The organism is Nocardiopsis dassonvillei (assembly GCF_964273065.1).
Taxonomy (GTDB): domain Bacteria; phylum Actinomycetota; class Actinomycetes; order Streptosporangiales; family Streptosporangiaceae; genus Nocardiopsis; species Nocardiopsis dassonvillei_B.
In genome coordinates this window covers 4,737,271-4,751,644 of record NZ_OZ186815.1, presented here as the reverse complement: position 1 = coordinate 4,751,644, position 14,374 = coordinate 4,737,271, and the positions used below count along the sequence as shown (strand labels likewise).

The 14,374-nt window shown below is 72.7% G+C and carries 12 protein-coding genes and 2 tRNA genes; 7 read left to right on the top strand and 7 right to left on the bottom strand.

Annotated features, from left to right (window positions below):
- Positions 1-72 precede the first annotated feature (72 nt).
- The 5 genes from hisN (at position 73) to ACSUPR_RS21300 (ending at position 4,711) form a co-directional block, all read left to right on the top strand.
- Positions 73-879, top strand: a complete 807-nt coding sequence (gene hisN, locus ACSUPR_RS21320; RefSeq protein WP_436886469.1) for a histidinol-phosphatase — start codon at positions 73-75, stop codon at positions 877-879.
- A gap of 84 nt (positions 880-963) precedes the next feature.
- Complete coding sequence (locus ACSUPR_RS21315; RefSeq protein ID WP_436886468.1) at positions 964-1,491, top strand: hypothetical protein; 528 nt, start codon at positions 964-966, stop codon at positions 1,489-1,491.
- Between the two features lie 190 nt (positions 1,492-1,681).
- Complete coding sequence (locus tag ACSUPR_RS21310; RefSeq protein ID WP_436886467.1) at positions 1,682-2,935, top strand: ABC transporter permease; 1,254 nt, start codon at positions 1,682-1,684, stop codon at positions 2,933-2,935.
- 9 nt (positions 2,936-2,944) lie between these two features.
- Entirely contained in the window at positions 2,945-3,994 is a 1,050-nt protein-coding gene (locus ACSUPR_RS21305; protein ID WP_436886466.1) for an HlyD family efflux transporter periplasmic adaptor subunit, read from the top strand.
- Positions 3,995-4,711: an ABC transporter ATP-binding protein gene (locus ACSUPR_RS21300; RefSeq protein ID WP_436886465.1), complete on the top strand. Its 717-nt coding sequence runs from the start codon at positions 3,995-3,997 to the stop codon at positions 4,709-4,711.
- Between the two features lie 139 nt (positions 4,712-4,850).
- Here ACSUPR_RS21300 and ACSUPR_RS21295 read toward each other — a convergent pair.
- The 3 genes from ACSUPR_RS21295 to ACSUPR_RS21285 form a co-directional block, all read right to left on the bottom strand.
- Positions 4,851-4,924: transfer RNA gene (locus tag ACSUPR_RS21295), tRNA-Met, on the bottom strand.
- A gap of 201 nt (positions 4,925-5,125) precedes the next feature.
- Positions 5,126-5,202, bottom strand: a tRNA-Met gene (locus ACSUPR_RS21290).
- 214 nt (positions 5,203-5,416) lie between these two features.
- Positions 5,417-6,055 (bottom strand): HD domain-containing protein, encoded by a 639-nt coding sequence (locus ACSUPR_RS21285; RefSeq protein ID WP_436886464.1) that lies wholly within the window; start codon positions 6,053-6,055, stop codon positions 5,417-5,419.
- Between the two features lie 117 nt (positions 6,056-6,172).
- Here ACSUPR_RS21285 and ACSUPR_RS21280 point away from each other — a divergent pair, with 117 nt between their 5' ends.
- Positions 6,173-7,162: a GlxA family transcriptional regulator gene (locus ACSUPR_RS21280; RefSeq protein WP_436886463.1), complete on the top strand. Its 990-nt coding sequence runs from the start codon at positions 6,173-6,175 to the stop codon at positions 7,160-7,162.
- Between the two features lie 394 nt (positions 7,163-7,556).
- Here ACSUPR_RS21280 and ACSUPR_RS21275 read toward each other — a convergent pair whose 3' ends face one another.
- On the bottom strand, positions 7,557-10,517 hold the full coding sequence (locus ACSUPR_RS21275; protein WP_436892090.1) for a UPF0182 family membrane protein: 2,961 nt from the start codon (positions 10,515-10,517) through the stop codon (positions 7,557-7,559).
- A 308-nt stretch (positions 10,518-10,825) separates the two neighbouring features.
- Between ACSUPR_RS21275 and ACSUPR_RS21270 the strand changes: the two genes are divergently transcribed.
- Complete coding sequence (locus ACSUPR_RS21270) at positions 10,826-11,332, top strand: PPA1309 family protein (protein ID WP_436886462.1); 507 nt, start codon at positions 10,826-10,828, stop codon at positions 11,330-11,332.
- Positions 11,333-11,556: 224 nt separating this feature from the next.
- On the opposite strand, the gene ACSUPR_RS21265 is transcribed toward ACSUPR_RS21270, so the two are convergent.
- The 3 genes from ACSUPR_RS21265 to ACSUPR_RS21255 form a co-directional block, all read right to left on the bottom strand.
- Positions 11,557-12,618, bottom strand: coding sequence for a YlbL family protein (locus ACSUPR_RS21265; RefSeq protein ID WP_436886461.1), 1,062 nt, complete (start codon positions 12,616-12,618; stop codon positions 11,557-11,559).
- Positions 12,619-12,669: 51 nt separating this feature from the next.
- Positions 12,670-13,107, bottom strand: a complete 438-nt coding sequence (locus ACSUPR_RS21260) for a molybdenum cofactor biosynthesis protein MoaE (RefSeq protein WP_436886460.1) — start codon at positions 13,105-13,107, stop codon at positions 12,670-12,672.
- 111 nt (positions 13,108-13,218) lie between these two features.
- A complete protein-coding gene (locus ACSUPR_RS21255; protein ID WP_436886459.1) occupies positions 13,219-14,283 on the bottom strand; it encodes an NAD-dependent epimerase/dehydratase family protein in 1,065 nt (354 codons plus the stop codon).
- Positions 14,284-14,374: the final 91 nt, after the last annotated feature.

The following is a 14,374-nucleotide window of genomic DNA, read 5'->3' as shown; positions in this document are numbered from 1 at the left end:
CGGCTAACGCTCCGGTCACGCGCGCGGGGCCCTTTGGCCATGTCGGTACCCGGGACGGTAGCGTTACCGCCCATGGCGTCCTTTGACGATGATCTGCGGCTGGCCCACGTGCTCGCCGACGCTGCCGACGACATCGCGCTGAAGCGTTTCCGCGCGTTGGACCTGGTGGTCGACACCAAACCCGACCTGACCCCGGTGACCGAGGCCGACCGGCTGGTCGAGGAGACGCTCCGCGGCGTCCTGTCGCGCGCCCGCCCCCGGGACGCCGTGGTGGGCGAGGAGTACGGGAAGAGCGGCAACAGCAACCGCGTGTGGGTGATCGACCCCATCGACGGCACCAAGAACTACGTGCGCGGCGTCCCCGTGTGGGCGACGCTCATCGCCCTGCTGGAGGGCGACCGGCCGGTGGTCGGCGTGGTGTCGGCCCCGGCGCTGTTCCGGCGCTGGTGGGCCTCCCTCGGCGGGGGCGCCTGGCAGGGCCGGAGCCTGTCCAAGGCCTCGCGCTGCCACGTGTCCAAGGTGTCGGAGCTGTCCGACGCCTCGCTGAGCTTCTCGTCCCTGACCGGCTGGGAGGAGCAGGGGCGGCTGGAGTCGTTCCTGAGCCTGACGCGTTCGGTGTGGCGGACCCGTGCCTACGGGGACTTCTGGTCGCACGTGATGGTGGCCGAGGGCGTGGTGGACATCGCGGCCGAGCCGGAGCTGTCGCTGTGGGACGCCGCGCCGCTGCCGATCATCCTGGAGGAGGCGGGCGGCCGGGCCACCAGCCTGCGCGGTGACGGGTTCGCCGACGGCGGGCCGCTGGTGTGCACCAACGGCATCCTGCACGACCGGGCGCTGACCTGGTTGAACGGGGGACCGACGCCGCTGCGCCCGGTCTGACCGGGCCGGGGCCCTCCGTGTCGCGGCCCCGACCGCACAGCGATATGCATCGAGATGAACACGGAGAGTAGTAGCGTGGCGTCCGTGCCGACCCTCACTCCTACGTTCTCCCGGACCGCCGCCCGCCTGGGCGCCGCCGCGCTGCTGCTCTCCGCCACCGCCTGCGGCGGCGGCCACGGGCACACGCCCGACGAGCTCGACGCGATGATCGCCGACTCCGCGCGCACCGGCGGCCCCGGTGCCGGGCCCACCGCCCCGCCCGACACGGTCTTCGACCCCGCCCTCCTGATGTGCGCGCCCGCGGTGGACACCGCCGGGGCCCCCGGCGGGGGCGCCTGGCGCACCGAGGCTCCGCGCGCCGCCGCCGGGCGGGGGCCCGTCGAACTGGGCCTGCTGCCGCCCGAGGGCGCCGACCCCACGGCGGTGACCCTCACGGTCCGCGCGCCCGACGACACCGTCGATGTCCTGGAAACGGACACCACCCCCGGGGAGTGGACCCATGTCCGTTATCCCGGGGACGAGGGTTCCGAGCTCGCTCCGGGCGTGTACACCGCCCTCTGGTCCGAGGCCACCACCGGAACCCCTCTGACCTGCGACGGGTTCGAAGTCTGACCCCGCTCGGGGCCGGTGCTCCCGGGCCTGTCCGGAACCGGCCGCGAAAAAAACAAAAATCCCCCGATGATCATGAACCGAAACCTGTCCGATCCGCGATGATCTGGGGTGAGGTCCCGCCCCCGCGGGCCTGCACGGCGCCGCCCGCGACGCGGCGCCACCCCACACACATTCACTGGGAAGGGACCGTATGCTGCGTTCCCTCGTGGCCGGGATACTGCTCGCCTTCGCCGGTTCCCGCGCCAACATCGCCAGGACGATCCTGTCCTGCGCCGGTATCGTCGTCGGCGTCGGCTCGCTGATCGCCGTGGTCACCGCGGGCGACTTCGGGCAGCGCTTCGCCACCGCCTACAGCGAGGCCAACGCGGGGCGCGCGGCGACCCTCAGCGTCAGCGTCTGGGGCGGCGAGATCACCGACACGGCCGCCTTCGAGGAGGACCTGGTCCGGGCCGGCGGGCAGGACGTCTCCCTCTACCACTCGCTCGGCGGCCTCACCCTCCGCTCCGGCGACCAGGTCGTCTCCGACGTGGAGTTCCGGGCCGTGGACGCCGAACTGAGCGACATCCGCCGGATCAACATGGCCCAGGGCCGCTGGTTCACGGAGGCCGACTCCGACTCCCTGGCCCCGGTCATGGTGGTCAACGAGAGCCTGGCCGCCGACCTCGGGGACATCACCTCCGTCCAGATCGGCAGCGACCACTGGATGGACGTGCGCGTCATCGGTGTCTCGCGGGGCTCGGCCCTGGACTTCGGCTGGTACAGCGCCTACCTGCTGCGCGCGCCCGCCACCGAGGAGCTGGTGTTCGGGGAGGCCGTGGAGGTCTCCGATGACGGCGTCGCCGCACCCGTGCCCCTGAAGGACTTCGAGTACCTGGTCCGGATCGACCCCGACGACCCCGCGGCGGCCGACCCCTGGGGGACCGAGTTCAGCGACCGGCTGATGCTCGCCTCCGAGCGCTGGGGTGCGGACCTCCCCCAGGACTCCCTCATGGCCTACCGGTCGGACTACGCCGAGGAGGTCAACCAGATGATCTTCTACCTGTCGATCGGCCTCATCGGCATCGCCGCCATCACCCTCACCACCGGCCTGCTCGGGGTGCTCAACGTGGGCCTGGTCACCGTGCGCGAGCGCCGCCGCGAGCTGGCCACCTACCGGGCCCTGGGCGCCACCCGGCTCACCCTGTTCGTGGCCGTGGTGATGGAGTCGGTCGTGGTGTCGCTGGTCGCCGGCGTCATCGCCCTGGTCGGCTGCTGGGCACTGGTCGCCGCGGGCGGCGCGATCGCCGCCTCGTTCATCGACCTGCCGCCCGACATCGCCCTCACCATCCCCCCGACGGCCGTCCTGGTCGGCCTGGGCAGCGCCGCCGGTGTCGGCCTGCTCGCCGGGGTCATCCCCGCCCTGCGCGCGCTGCGCTCGTCCGTCGTCGCCGGACTCCGGGAATAGGAGACACACGTGAAGAAGTGGATCATCATCGGTGCGGCGGCCCTGCTGCTCGTGGTCGCGGTCGGCGGCGGCGGGTACTTCCTGCTGAACCGGTTGGGCGGCCCTCCCGGCGAGGAGGACTTCACCGACGGGGCCCTCGACGTGGGGGGCGTCCCCTACCCCGTGGAACTGGGCACCATCGACTCGGTCATGGTGCTGGACGCCACCGTCCAGGCCGAGCCCGGCCGGAGCGTCAAGGCCCAGCAGGGAGGCCAGGTCGTCCACCTGTGGGTGACCGACGGGGCCGAGGTGGAGCAGGGCGCCCCCATCCTCAACGTGAAGATCACCGAGGAGCCCGCGCCGGGCGCCGGCGGCGAGGGCGGGGAGCCCGCGGCCCCGGTGACCCGCGAGGTCAGCCTGTACGCGCCGGTCGACGGCAAGGTCAGCGGTCTGGCCGACGTGCAGGTGGGCGACATCGTGGAGCCCGGGGCCGTGGTGGCGAGCGTCGCCCCGGACGTGTACCGGGCGGTCGCCACCATCCCCGCCAACGACCTGTACCGGTTCTACGAGGAGCCCAAGGACATCCTCCTGGAGATCAAGAACGGCCCTCCGCCCACGCCCTGCGACTTCCTCACCCTGGGCGCGGCCCAGAGCGGCGGCGGCGAGGAGCAGCCCTCGACCGACGAGTTCGGCTTCCCGATGGAGGACGGCGGAGGCGGTGGCGGTGCCGGCGGCGAGCTGGCCTGCCGCGTCCCCTCCGACGTCCAGGTGTTCGAGGGTGTGCAGGGCAAGCTGTCGATCAGCACCGGCAGGGCCGAGAACGTCGTGGTCGTGCCCGTGACGTCGGTGCGCGGCACCACCGGCGAGGGCGAGGTCATCGTCGTGGCCGAGGACGGCACCGAGGAGGTCCGCACGGTGGAGCTGGGCATCTCCGACGGCTCGTTCATCGAGGTCGTCTCGGGTGTGGAGGTCGGCGAGCAGGTCATGGACCCGATCCCGCTCGACCCGCGCTTCGACGTCCCCGGGGCCCAGGACGGGGAGATGCCCGAGGACGAGTTCTACGTCGAGGAGGGGATGTAGGTGGCCACGGCTCCGTCCCCGCTGGCCCCGCAGCCGCCCCCGCCGCAGGCCCCGCTGCTGCGGGTCGAGGGGCTGACCCGGCACTTCACGGTGTCGGGGGCCCGGATCGACGTGCTGCACGACTGCACGTTCGACGTGTACCGGGGAGAGGTCGTCGCGATCATCGGCCAGTCCGGCTCGGGCAAGTCGACCCTGCTGAGCCTGCTCGGCCTGCTGGACAGGCCCAGCGGCGGCGAGTACACGTTCGACGGGGTGCGGACCAGCCGGCTGGGCGAGGGTCCGCGCTCGCGGCTGCGCGGTGAGGGCATCGGGTTCGTCTTCCAGCAGTTCCACCTGTTGGAGCGGCGGTCCGCGATGGCCAACGTGGGCGTACCGCTGGTGCTGGCGGGGATGCCCGCGCTGCGCCGCCGGAGCCGCGCCCGCGAGCTGCTGGAGGCTGTGGGGCTGGGCCACCGGCTCCACTCCAGGCCGCACCAGCTCTCCGGCGGTGAGCAGCAGCGTGTGGCCCTGGCGCGGGCGCTCAGCCGCGACCCCGCCCTGATCCTCGCCGACGAGCCCACCGGCGCCCTGGACGCCGGCAGCAGCCGGATGATCATGGACCAGCTGCTGGAGCAGGCGCGGATCCGCGACTCGGCGGTGGTCGTGGTGACCCACGACCCCAAGGTCGCCGAGCGCGCCGACCGGGTGGTCGAGCTCGTGGAGGGCCGCACCCGCTGACCGGACCCCGGGTGCCGTCGATGCGATCCCCTCGCCCGACGGCGCCCGGCCCCCGGGACGCCGGAAGGACCCGGAAACGGGAACTGTGGGGAAAAGACTCGGGCCCGGAAATCCGATGGATTTCCGGGCCCGATTTCAGTAGCGGGGACAGGATTTGAACCTGCGACCTCTGGGTTATGAGCCCAGCGAGCTACCGAACTGCTCCACCCCGCGCCGTTGATCTCTACTTTAGAGGGTTTCCCCCCGGGCCGCAAATCGTTTTCCCCGGGGGAGAACGGTGAGATCGGCCCTGTTCACCCGGGTACCGGCCCCGGGTCGGCGATGTCCGTGAAGAGCATCGCCCTCCCGGGGATTCCGCGAGGAATGGGCCGGGAAAAGATCCGGACCCGGGAAATTCATCCCGGGTCCGGGCCTTGGTAGCGGGGACAGGATTTGAACCTGCGACCTCTGGGTTATGAGCCCAGCGAGCTACCGAACTGCTCCACCCCGCGTCGTTGTGTCTTCAGAGTAGCGTGCCGGGGACGGGAACGCGAATCGGCGCCCGCGGAGCCGGTGGCGCCGCCGCCCCGGACCCGCACCGGCCCGGGGCCCGATAGGTGCCGGACGGGGCCGCAGGGGGCACCTGGGCTCCCCGCCCCGCCCGGGGGAGCCCCCGGGCGGGGCGACGGGAGCGGGGCGGGACCCGTGCGGGTCCCGCCCCGGGGCTCACTCGGGCCAGGGGTTGGCGCGGATGGCCTCCACGAAGTCGGTGCGCCGGAACGACGGGTCGAAGTGCGCCAGGACGTCGGCGTTGACGTTGCCGAACGTCGAGTCCGGCCGGTGCGCGTTGCCCGCGTCGAACGCGGCGAGGATGCGGTTCTTGAAGTCCGGTCGCGGGTGGGCGGCGACCACCGCGGCGACCGCCTCCGCCGGGAGGCGGTCGTACCCGATGCCGAGCACGTCGGCCTCCACCCCGGCGGTGACCAGCGCGATCTCGGGATCCAGGAACTCCGGGATGTTCGGGGTGGTGTGCAGGGCCACCCCCAGCCAGACCGTGCGGGCCTCGGCCGGGGACAGCCCCTGGCCCAGCAGGAAGTCCCGGGCGGCGTCGGCCCCGTCGACCTCGAAGCGCTTCTGCGACGTGCGGTACCTCTCGGTCAGGCCGAGGTCGTGGAACATCGCCCCCGTGTAGAGCAGTTCCGGATCCGCCTCGATCCCCCGCAGGCGCCCCTGGAGCACGCCGAAGAGGTAGACCCGTCGTGAGTGGTGGTACAGCAGATCGTCCTCGGTGTCGCGGATGAACTCGGTGACGGCGGTGGCCAGTCCGGAATCCGGAACGGCGACCCCGGCGATGGTCTCGGCCATGGTCTTCCCTCCTGCGGCGGTGTCGTGGTGCCCATGCTCGTCCGGTCCCCGCGGCCCCGCCCTTGTCCTGATTGCCAGGAAACCCATGATTTGGGACATTGAAAGCGGAGGTGTGCGATGGCGGAGCGGCGGGTGGTGTTCCTGGTCTTCGACGGGGTGACCATGCTGGACGTGTCCGGGCCCGCGGAGGTCCTGGCCGCGGCGACCCGGCGGGGCGCCGCCTACACACCGCTCTACGCCTCCCCCGACGGCGCGCCTGTGACGACGTCCATCGGCGCGCCGCTGCCGGTGCACACCGCCGCGGGGGACGTCCCGGAGCCGGTCGACACGGTGGTCGTGGCCGGCGGTGACGACCTCGTCGACCGGCCGATGCCGCCGGGACTCGTGGCCGCGGCCGCGCTGCTGCACGGCCGGGCCCGGCGCACGGTCGCCGTCTGCACCGGCGCGTTCGTCCTGGCCGACGCCGGGATCCTGCGGGGACGGCGGGCCACCACCCACTGGCGCCACGCGGACCTGCTGGCGCGCGCCCATCCGGACGTGCGGGTGCTGCCCGACGCGATCTTCGTCTCCGACGGCGGCGTGCACACCTCGGCCGGGGTGTCGGCGGGGATCGACCTGGCGCTGTCGCTGGTGGAGCACGACCACGGGCCCGACCTGGCCCGGGAGGTCGCCCGTCACCTCGTGGTGTTCATGCAGCGGCCGGGCGGGCAGTCGCAGTTCTCCGCCCCGCTGCGCACCCCGCCGGTGCGCGCACCGCATCTGCGGGCCGTGGTGGAGGCCGTGGGCGCCGACCCGGCGGGCGACCACTCGGTGGCCGCCCTGGCCGCCCGGGCGGGGGTGAGCCGACGCCAGCTGGGCCGCCTGTTCGCCGCCGAGCTCGGGACCACCCCGGCCAGGTTCGTGGAGCGGATGCGGATCGACGCCGCCAAGGCCCTGTTGGACGGGGGGCGCGGAGTGACCGAGACCGCCCGGCTGGCGGGTTTCGGCAGCGACGAGACGCTGCGCCGCGTCTTCACCGAACGCCTCGGGGTCTCCCCCGGCCGCTACCGCTCCAGGTTCGGGGGCTCCCTCGCCCCGCGCCCGGACCAGGGCCCGTCCTCCGGATGACCGGTCCGCCCCGCGGGGCCGGTGGGGCGCCCGCGGAGTCGCGGAGGCCCGGAGGAGGCGTCTTCGGGGAGGGGTCCTCGGCCGCGGGCCGTCCGTTGGCGGCGGTGGCGGGCGACCGGCGGACGGCGGGCGGCGGACGGCGGGCGGGTCGAAGCGGAACAGCGCGGAGGTTCGAAGAGCACGGCCCGGCCGCCCACGCGGCCCCCGGGTCCGGTGAGTGCCGGACGGGGCCGCACGGGGCGCCTGGACGCCTCCCGCGCGGTCCACGGGACGGCCCCGGACCGCGCCCCCGGGCCCGGCGACGGGAACGGGAACGGGGCGGGACCCGTGCGGGTCCCGCCCCGTGGCGGAGCCTGTCGGCGGGCGGGGCGCTGCCGCCCCGCCCGCCGGTGGGCTAGTTGCCGCCCTGTCCTCCGGCGAGCTCCTCCTCGATGGCCTCCAGGGCCTCGCGGAGGCGGTCGTTCGCCTCCTCCTGGTTCTCCTGTGCCTCCTCCCAGGCCTCGACCGCCTCGTTGAGGGCGTCGGTCAGGTCCTGGTCGCCGCCGCCGGAACCGGCCTCGGAGTCGGGTGCCTCCTCCTCCGGGGGCTCCTCCTCGCCCTCCTGGGCGGGCGGCGGGGCCTCCGCCCCGTCGAACAGGTTGCTCAGCGCGTCGGGGAGGTTGCTACCGATGGCGACCTCCTCGCCGAAGCCGACCATGACCTGCTGCAGCAGCGGGAAGGACGCGGCACCGCCGCCGCCCGCCTGCACGTACAGCGGCTCGACGTAGAGCAGGCCGCCCGCGAACGGCAGGGTGAGCAGGTTGCCCCGGGTCACCTCGGCGTTGGACTGCTCCAGCGGGAGCAGCACCTCGCGGACGTTGGCGTCGGCGTCGAACGCGTTCTGGACCTGGCCCGGACCGAAGATGACGGTGCTGCGCGGCAGTTCCAGCAGCCTCAGCCGGCCGTAGTCGTCCGAGCGCGGGTCGCTGTTGACCGCCATGAACGCCGCCAGGTTCTCGCGGCCCCGGGGGACGTAGGTGGTGGTCAGCGAGAAGCTGGCCTCCTCGTCGCCCGGGAACTGGATGGTCTGGCGGTAGGGCGACTCGGGCCGGTCGGTGGCCCCGGTCGGGTCGTTGGGCACCGCCCAGAAGTCCTGGCCGCCGTAGTAGGCCGCCGGGTCGGTCACGTGGTACTCGCGCATGATCTCGCGCTGCACCTTGAACAGGTCGTCCGGGTAGCGCAGGTGGTCGATGAGCTCGTCGCTCATCTCGTCCTTGCCCTGGATGCTGCCGGGGAAGGCGCTCATCCACGTCTGGAGGACCGGGTCCTCCTCGTCCCAGGCGTACAGCGTCACCGTGCCGTCGTAGGCGTCCACGGTGGCCTTGACCGAGTTGCGGATGTAGTTCACCTGGTTGCCGGGCAGCGTGCTGACCTGTGTGAGCGACCCGTCGGTGAAGGTGTCGGTGACCGCCCGGGTGAAGTCGATCCGGTTGGCGTACGGGTAGCCGTCGGACGTGGTGTAGGCGTCCACGATCCACACGACCTTGCCGTCGACGACCGCCGGGTAGGGGCGGCTGTCCACGGTGAGGAACGGCGCGACCTTCTCGACCCGGTCCAGCGGGTCCCGCTCGTACAGGATGCGCGAGTCGTTGGTGATCGCGCTGTTGAGCAGGATGTTGGGTTCCTGGTACTTGATCGCGTACAGGATCCGCTCGAAGAACGAGTCCAGCTGCACGCCGCCGCTGCCGTCGTAGCGGTTGTACGCCTGCGAGCCGGCGGAGGACCCGGTGCCCTCCTCGGTGGCCCCGCCCTCGGCGGGCGCCTCCTCCTCGGTGGTCTCGGTGTCGGCTTCGGCGTCCGCGTCGGCCGGCGCCTGGGCGTCGTCCGGGCTCGGGCTCACCTCGGGCTCGACCGCGTCCTCCAGGGTGGGGACGTCGGCGGTGTCCTCCTCGCTGTCGAGGGGGTAGTCGTACTCCTCCTCGGCCTGGACGATGACGTAGTCGGCGCCCTCGCGGCCGTAGTAGACACGCGGCTGGTACTCGCCCACCACGTCGCTGAGCTCGCCCCGCGGCGGGATGTTGTACTCGGTGAAGACCGGGCGGCCCTCGGCGTCGATCTGGGTGCCCGCGGCGGCGACGAAGCCGTAGCCGTGGGTGTAGATCAGGTGCCGGTTGAGCCAGTTGTCCTGGTCCGAGGGGGGACCGTCCAGCTCGCGGACGGCGACGATCGTGTCGATCAGGTTGCCGTCGCTGTCCGGGTAGCGGTCGACCTCCAGCACCTCGGGGAACTGGTAGAAGCCGCGGACCTGCTGCATCTGCTGGAAGGTCTGCGAGACCACGGCGGGGTCGGCCAGGCGGACCGTGGTGCCCTGCGCCTCCTGGACCAGGTCCTGGGCGCTCAGCTCGGTGGTGGCGTCGTAGGGCTCGACCTCGGCGTCCTCGATGTCGTACGCCGCGCGCGTGTAGTCGATGTTGCGCTGGATGTACTCGCTCTCCAGGCGCTGCTCGTTGGGGTTGACCTGGAAGCGCTGGACGATCTCGGGGTAGGCGACGCCGACGATCACCGCGGACAGCACCAGCAGGCCGAGGCTGGCCACCGGGACCATCGTGTTCTTGAAGTAGATGTTCGCGAAGAACAGCACGGCGCAGATGACCGAGATGACGGTGAGGATCGTCAGGGCGGTCTTGACCGCGTTCACGTCGGTGTAGGAGGCACCGAAGGTGTAGCCGCGCTCGGAGAACACCAGCCCGTACCGGTCCAGCCAGTACGACCCGGCGCGCAGCAGCACGAACAGGCCGAGCAGCACCGACAGGTGCACCCGGGCCGCGGGGGTGGCGCGCTGACCGGTGTCGTTCTGCAGGCGGACACCGCCGTAGAGGTAGTGGACGATGACCGCGGCGATGAACGCCAGGATGACGGCTGCGTAGAGGTAGCCGAGCAGGATCCGCAGGAACGGGTAGACGAACGCGAAGAACGCGACGTCCATACCGAACTCGGGGTCGGCCACCCCGAAGTCGACGCCGTTGACGAACTGCAGGTAGGAGCGCCAGTCACCGCTGGCGGCGGCTCCGGACAGCAGTGCCAGGGCGCCCACCGCGATCCAGAAGAAGAGCTTGCGGTGCGGGTCGATGGACTGCCGGTAGCGGTCCAGTCCCTGCTGCTCGAGGCTCATCGGCCGGATGCCGGGACGTGCCCGGTAGGCGAAGAAGATGCTGACGCCGACGATGACGGCCATCACCAGGGCGGCCACGGCGAACAGCAGCACCCGTGTCCAGAGTTCGGTCAGGAAGACCGAGGTGAAGCCGACGGACTGGAACCACATGTAGTCGGTCCAGAAGTTCGCGGCGAACATCAACCCCGCGATGATGACGACCACGGTCGCCGCGACTGGCGCGAGCAACCTTGATCGACGAGGCATGCGCGCAGGTGGTGCGCCGGGCGATCGGAAGCTCACGCCTCCCCCTCGTTATGGCTTGTTAGGTGCGTTCGGTGCGCGTGCAGCGCCTTGTTAACGGAGAACTTCACTTCGACCCTTCGGAGTTCCCGAGACCTGTCCCATGGGGGTGACAAGGTCGCATCGTTGGTGTATCGGCCCGGCAACCCGGCGGTTCCCCGTGGTCCCTTTGTGACCCTACTGTCCGCGAACGGGAGCGGCGAGGTTCCCACATCGTCCACTATGGAAACGTGTCGAACATTCGCGAAGCCGTCATGGACCTCGAACGCCACGCCGCCGAGCAGGGGTGGGACCGACCGCTGGGGCTGTACGCCCTGGTGCCGACGGTCGAACTGCTGGCCGCCGAACCCGCCCTCGCCGAGATGCTGGGCGTCACCGGAGACCCCGACCCGCTGGAGCTGACCCCGGTCGAGCAGGACCCCCTCCCCGCCGACCTGCCGCTGGAGGAGGCGCTGGGCCGCATCATGTGGCCGGACGGGGTGGCCGGCTGCGCGCTGGTCATGGAGCGGCTGGTGGTGAAGGGCTCCGACGAGACCCTCTCCCCCGGTGAGGACGCCGACTCCCGGGGCCGGGAGACGGAGGAGATCCGCATGGTCGCCGGCGTGCTGCGGGACGGCTCGCGGCACTGCGCGCTGCGCATGCGCAGCCACGACACCGAGGAGGCGGTCCTCAACGGCGCCGACCTCGTCCCGGCGCTGACCTCGGCGCTGGCCCTGACCCTGGACCTGGAGGGCTGAGCCGTCCCCGGCGGGCGCCGCCCGCCGGTCCCCCGCCCCGCCCGCCCCGGGCGGGGCGGGCGCCGCCCCTGGGGTCCGCGCCGGTGCACGGCGGGCGGGGGCACCGCGCCGCGGCGTTCGCGGCGCCGGGTGTTCACGGCACGGGGTGTTCACGGCACGGGGCGGCGGCACCGGATCCGGTGCGGCACCGCCCCGGCGGGCGGGGCGGCCGGAAGGCGCGGGCGCTACTCGCAGCGGGGCAGCTCCCCCTCGCCGGTGCGGATGGTCTCCAGGGCCTCCACCGCGTCGGTGAGGGTCTCGACGCGGACGACCTCCAGCTCGCCGTAGGCGGCGGACTGGGCGACCTGGGAGCAGCTGTCGGCGGCGACGAGGAAGTAGTCGGCCCCGTCCCGCTGGGCGCTCACCATCTTCTGCGGGATGCCGCTCACCCCGCCGACCGCGCCCGCGGAGTCGATGGTGCCCGACCCGGCGACGGCCGCGCCGCCGGTGAGGCCCTCCTCGCTGAGCCGGTCCATGATGCCCAGGGCGAACATCATGCCGGCGCTGGGCCCGCCGATGTCGCCCACGGTGATGTCGACCTCGACGGGGAAGTCCATCTCGTCGGCGATGAGGACGCCGACCGCGGCCCGGCCCTGCTCGCCCTCCTCGGTGACCAGCTCCACCTCGACCTCCTCGCCGTCGCGGTCCAGGGTCAGGACGACCGGGTCCCCGGGCTCGCGCGAGCCCACCCGCTCCACCACCGCTGCGCTGCCGACGGCGGTGCCGGGCTCGCCCTCGGAGCGGGTGTCGACCTTCTCGCCGTCGACGGCGGTGATGACGTCGCCGGGCTCGACCAGGCCCTCGGCCGGCATGTCCTCGACGACGTCGGCGACCACCGGGACCGCGTCGTAGCCCATGCCGAGCTGGTTGAGGGCGGCGGCGGTGGCGGTGGTCTGGGAGTCGTTCATCTGGGTGGCCTGCCGCTCGCTGACCTCCTCGGGGCTGCGCCCGGCGGGGAAGAGCAGCTCCTCGGGCATGACCGCCTCGGTCGGCGAGAGCCAGGCGCGCACCACCGTGAAGAAGTCGAGCCGGTGCTGGGGGCCGCCCGCGTACTGCACGGTGACCATCGACAGCGAGCCCTCGTGCTCGTAGCTCCGGGCGCCGTCGATCTCGATGACCGGCCCGTCCTCGGTACGGCCCACCGTGTCCAGGGTGACGCCCGGGCCGGCCACCAGGTAGGGCATCGGCAGGAAGCGGCTGCCGACCCCGAGCCCGACGAGCAGGACGAGGGCGACAACAAGGGTCATGACACGACGAACCATGCTGCACACCTTATTGCCGCCGGGGTACGGGACGGATCAGGGAGCCCCCACCCACTCCTCGTCGCCGTCGGCGAACGCCTGGTGCTTCCAGATCGGCACCTGGGCCTTGAGGTCGTCGATCAGCCTGCGGCAGGCGGCGAAGGCCTCCTCGCGGTGCTCGGCAGAGGCCGCCACGACCACGGCGAGGTCGCCGATCTCCAGGTCCCCGACCCGGTGGACGGCGGCGAGTCTGACGACGGGGCGGCCCGGAACCGAGGTGTCGGACAGCACCTTCTCCATGACCGACCTCAGCACGGCCTCGACGGTGGGGTGCGAGGAGTAGCCCAGCCGGGCCACGTCGCGCCCGTGGTCGTGGTCGCGGACGGTGCCGATGAAGACGGCGGTGCCGCCCGCGCGGGGGTCCTGGACGGCCGCGAGGACCTCGTCCACCGAAAGGGGGGTGTCGCGCACCGAGGCGAGAGTGATCTGTTCCACTCCTAGAAGGTACCAATCACCTCCTCCGACACGCCGCGGGTGGTCCGGCCCGGACGCCGGCCCCCGTGGGAACGGGTGCGGCGGCCACGGGGCACGGCGGCCGCGGCCCGGTCAGACCCCCTTGCGCTTGCGCAGATGGCGGATGGTGACGGCGGTGCCGATGGCGGCCGCGGCGGCGCCCGCGGCCCCGGCCGCCGTGACGGCGACCTCCTTGCGGCCGATGCTGCGGCCCACCAGGGCGGGCCCGCCCCGGGACTCCAGCAGGCTGGTCAGCGCGGCCTCGTTGTCGTGGAGGGGCTTCCAACCGGCCTCGCGCAGCGCCGCGCAGTCCACCACGCACGGGTAGACGAGGAACTTCAGCTCCCCCTCCGCGGCCGGGGTGATCCTGGCCTGGTGCAGGCGGCGGACCGTGCCGAAGGCGAGGTTGGCGGGCACCTCGAAGTGCTTCATCCCGGAGATCTCCTCCACCCGGCCCTGGCTGAGGGAGCCCTCGCTGGCGACCGCGACCACGCCGTCGGTGCCCTCCACCCCGTGCAGGGCGCAGAACGCCAGCGCCCCCGCCAGGTCCTCGACGTGGCAGAACTGCCAGTGCTGCTCGTGACCCTTGACGGTGAGCAGGCGCGGAGCCGAGAAGTGGCGGCTGAGCAGTGTGTCCAGCCCGGGGCCGACCAGGGGCGCGGGACGCACCACGGTGACGGCGAGCCCGGGGTGGGCCCTGCGGGCGCGCTCCGCCAGCGCCTCGATCTCGGCGAAGTCGCCCATGAGGCCGTCGCCGTTGTCCGAGATCCGGGCGGCGTTCTCCGGCAGGGGGACCGGGTTGTCCGGGGCCGCCCCGTAGACCATGGTGCTGGTGACCAGGAGCACGCGCGGGACGCCGGAGGCGGCCGCGGCGGTCAGGACCGTCTGCGCGGCCCGGATGTTGTGGGCGCGCCGGTCCGCGGGCCGCGTGTCCAGGGAGCGGTCGTCGGCGGTGTGCACCAGCACGTCCACCCCGTGCAGGCGGGAGACCAGCCCCGGGTCGCAGACGTCGGCGATACGCCAGGTGACGCCGCGCAGGTCGGCGAACTCGGCGTCGATGGCGATGACCTCGCGCGGGGCCGCGGAACCTTCCGGCGCCGCCAGGCGTTGCACGAGGAGCCGGCCGACCCCGGAGGCCGCGCCGGTGACCGCGACCACCGCCCCGGCCCCTCCGGACCGGCTGTGCTCTGGGCGAACCTGGCTGCTTTCGGTATTCACTCCGGGCGACTCCCAGCTAACGTGACAGTGG

What these genes read in the sequence shown, in the direction of transcription:
- hisN (WP_436886469.1), top strand. Translation starts at nt 73, where the DNA reads ATGGCGTCCTTTGACGATGATCTGCGGCTGGCCCACGTGCTCGCCGAC.
- ACSUPR_RS21310 (WP_436886467.1), top strand. Translation starts at nt 1,682, where the DNA reads ATGCTGCGTTCCCTCGTGGCCGGGATACTGCTCGCCTTCGCCGGTTCC.
- ACSUPR_RS21285 (WP_436886464.1), bottom strand. Translation starts at nt 6,055, where the DNA reads ATGGCCGAGACCATCGCCGGGGTCGCCGTTCCGGATTCCGGACTGGCC.
- ACSUPR_RS21280 (WP_436886463.1), top strand. Translation starts at nt 6,173, where the DNA reads ATGGCGGAGCGGCGGGTGGTGTTCCTGGTCTTCGACGGGGTGACCATG.
- ACSUPR_RS21265 (WP_436886461.1), bottom strand. Translation starts at nt 12,618, where the DNA reads ATGACCCTTGTTGTCGCCCTCGTCCTGCTCGTCGGGCTCGGGGTCGGC.